Source organism: Frankia nepalensis, from assembly GCF_016786325.1.
In the GTDB taxonomy this organism is placed as follows: domain Bacteria; phylum Actinomycetota; class Actinomycetes; order Frankiales; family Frankiaceae; genus Pseudofrankia; species Pseudofrankia nepalensis.
In genome coordinates, this window is record NZ_JADWYU010000307.1 from 1 (window position 1) to 3256 (window position 3256).

Below are 3256 nucleotides of genomic sequence, written 5' to 3' on the forward strand. Positions count from 1 at the left end.
CTCCTGGCGCCGCGCTGTCCGGTGCCCGTGCGTGGGCACCGGACATCAGACACCGGAAGGCGGGTCGAGGACCGCGCGGGCGGCATCCATCAGGTTCTGGCCCGAAAGGCGGCGGATCGCGCGGACGAGGGTGTCGCCGAGGTCGAAGTCGGGGGAGATGAGCCACTGGAGGGTGAGGCCCTCCCAGGCGGCGACGATCTGCCGGGCCACCTCGGCGGGGTCGAGGCCCGGGTGCGCCTTGCCGATCCGCTGTCGTTCGGCGATCAGGCGCGCGTAGGTCTCGACGGCGACTCCGTAGAAGCGGGCGAAGTAGTCCTCGGCGGGATGGCCGGGGACCGCCGCGAGGCCGGCGAGCGCGGTCCGCAGGCGCAGGAGCGGCTCCCGGCGCGTCGACGCGCGCACGTGCTCGCCGAGGACGTCGAGATCGAGCCCGGCCAGGCCGTCGGCCGGCCGCACGCCGTCCCCCTCGGCCTGGAGCACGGCGAGCTCCTCGTCCCGCTCCAGCGCCGCGATCAGCAGGTGGTCCTTGGACGGGAAGTGGTACAGGACCGTGGCCTCACTGGTGCCGGCCCGTCTCGCCACCTCGGCCGTGGTCACCTTCGCGTGCCCGACGTCGAGAACGAGGTCGAGGACCGCCTGGGCGATCTCCAGCCGGCGCCCGGCCGTCCGGGAGTACCGACCGCGCGGCTGGCCGGCCGTGGAAGCCATGCCATGACCCTACCTGCGGCCAAATTTGAGTACTTACTCAAGATCTAGCCGCGTGTGGTCGGATCTGCCGCGATAGTCCGAGCCTTTCCGGCTTGTCCACCCTAGATCTTTATGGTTTGCTCAGTTTTCACGGCCGAGATCATCTGCGGGTGGCTGGGTGGGCCGGCGTGCCCGAACCGCGCGGCGCCGCCGCGCGCGCCGGAGGTCGACTCCGGTGGGTCAGCGGGCGCCCGGCCTCCCACGGCCTGGCCGTGGACTCGGCGCGGAGGCGAACAGCAGGGGAGTGGGACAGGGATGACGAGATCCGCGAGCGTCGCGGGTGGGTGTCGCCGTACCCGGCGGCGCACGGCGGGAACCGCGGTCCTGCTGGCCACGGCCATCGTCGCGGGGGCGGTGGCCTGCTCGTCGGGCGACGGCGCGGCCGAGGCCGGGCCCGCGCTGAAGACCGACGTCGGGCTGCCGTTAGAGATCGGCGCCGGGCCGACCGCCGGGCCGCCGTGCGAGGCGGCGGCGGACGGCGGCGCCCTGCTGGTGAACGCCACGTGCGTCGACCCGCTGCTGAGCACGCCGTACGTCGACGTGGACGAGAAGCGGACGACCACCGATCCGGCGAAGGAGGTCACGGTCAGCTATCGGTACGTCCACGGCGGGTTCAAGGACTCGGAGGCGAAGTTCTCCCTCTACTTCCCGGACCAGTTCGCCGGGCGGTTCTTCCAGTACACCTACCCGACGCTGGCCGTCGAGGACGCCCTGCCCGGCGACATCGCGTTCGCCGTCTCGAACCACGCCTACCTGGTGATGACCAACAACGGGGGCGGCCTGCCGAAGGCCGGCGAGATCGGCGGCGTGCGGGCCAACGCGGCGGCGGCGAAGTTCTCGCGGGTCGTCGCGGCGCGGGTGTACGGCGACTCGGCTCGCCCGCGCGGGTACATCTACGGCGCCAGCGGCGGCGCCTACCAGACGATCGGCGCGCTGGAGAACTCCGAGGGTGTCTGGGACGGCGGGGTGCCGATGGTGCCGGGCACCCCGAACGCGATCCCGAGCAGCATGGCCGTGCAGCTGCTGGGACTGCGGGTGCTGCGCGACGAGCTCCCGCGGATCGTCGACGCGATGGAGCCGGGCGGCAGCGGCGATCCCTACGCCGGGCTGACCGAGGAGCGGCGGGCGGTGCTCCAGGAGGTCACCCGCCAGGGATTCCCGCTGCGTGGCTGGTGGGACTGGGAGAACCTGACCGGCGGGGCGTTCTTCGCGGTCGGCGGGGGCGTGCGCATCCTCGACGCGAGCTACGTCGACGACTTCTGGACCAAGCCGGGCTACGCGGGCACCGACCCGGCGTCGTCGGTGGGGGACGCCAGAATCCAGTTCGAGACCGAGGTCACCGAACTCGTCGGCTCCCAGGCCAGAGGGCTGAAGCTCGCCGATCGGCCGGCCGGCGACCTGGACGGCGCGGACATCGTGATCCTGACCGGCGCGGCCGCCGGCAAGACGATCACGTTCGCGCGCGCGAACGGCGACGAGATCGTCTTCCCGGCCGACGTGGACGCGGCGGTGACGGGCGCGCTCAAGCCGGGCGACCGCGTCCGCCTCGACAACTCGTGGTTCCTCGCCCTGCAGTACTACCAGCGCCACCAGGTCCCATCCGCCGACCAGTACGGCTGGAACCAGTTCCGGGACGCGAACGGCGCGCCGCGCTATCCGCAGCGGCCGATGCTGGCGGGGCCGACGTTCGCCCAGGCGGCGAGCGGCGCCGTGCCGACCGGGAGGTTCCACGGAAAGATGATCATGCTTGGCTCGCTGCTGGACGTCGAGGCGTTCCCCTGGCCGGCGGACTGGTACCGCGAGCAGGCCCGCTCGACGCTCGGCGGCCAGTTCGACGACCGCTACCGGCTCTGGTACCTGGACAACGCCGGGCACGGCTCGCCCAGGGACGCGGCGGCCGGAACCCACGTCGTCGACTACGCGGGAGCGGCCCAGCAGGCCCTGCTCGACCTGGACGCGTGGGTCGTCGACGGGACCGCGCCGCCGGCCAGCACCGCCTACACCGTGGACGACGACTCCCAGGTGCACCCGGCGGACACCGCCGAACAGCGTGGGGGCGTGCAGGCGGTCGTCGCCCTGACCATCGACAAGGTCGGGTCACGCGACACGGGGGCGGCCGCGCGCGCCGACGCGCCCGTCGGCCAGCCGGTCACCCTCTCGGCGCGGGCGGAGCTGCCACCGGGCGCGGGAGAGATCGTCCGCGTCGAATGGGACTTCGACGGCGCCGGCACCTTCCCGGAGAGCTCACCGGTCGCGGACCCCGACCGCGCGGCGCGGGCGACCATCACGCACACCTTCACCAAGCCCGGCACCTATTACCCGGTCGTGCGGGTCACCTCGCGACGCGACGGCGACCCCGAACAGCCATACGGACTCGTGCAGAACCTCGCCCGCGTGCGAGTCGTCGTCGGATGACGCGAATCCTTCGAGGGGTCCGGCCGCCGCTGGTCGGACCCCTCGAAGGCCCGCGAGGCGCTCGACGACGTCGACGTGGCCGGGCTGGCCGACC

General features: G+C 73.0%; 2 protein-coding genes. One reads left to right on the plus strand and one right to left on the minus strand.

The features are described from left to right. Positions 1-45 precede the first annotated feature (45 nt). Positions 46-708: a TetR/AcrR family transcriptional regulator gene (locus tag I6A81_RS40775; RefSeq protein WP_203007352.1), complete on the minus strand. Its 663-nt coding sequence runs from the start codon at positions 706-708 to the stop codon at positions 46-48. Between the two features lie 294 nt (positions 709-1002). On the opposite strand from I6A81_RS40775, the gene I6A81_RS40780 reads away from it, so the two are divergent. After that, a complete protein-coding gene (locus I6A81_RS40780) occupies positions 1003-3162 on the plus strand; it encodes a PKD domain-containing protein (RefSeq protein ID WP_238430922.1) in 2160 nt (719 codons plus the stop codon). Positions 3163-3256: the final 94 nt, after the last annotated feature.

Bases quoted from the DNA above. Each gene is read 5' to 3' on its own strand.
- I6A81_RS40780 (WP_238430922.1), top strand. From the start codon at position 1,003: ATGACGAGATCCGCGAGCGTCGCGGGTGGGTGTCGCCGTACCCGGCGG.
- I6A81_RS40775 (WP_203007352.1), bottom strand. From the start codon at position 708: ATGGCTTCCACGGCCGGCCAGCCGCGCGGTCGGTACTCCCGGACGGCC.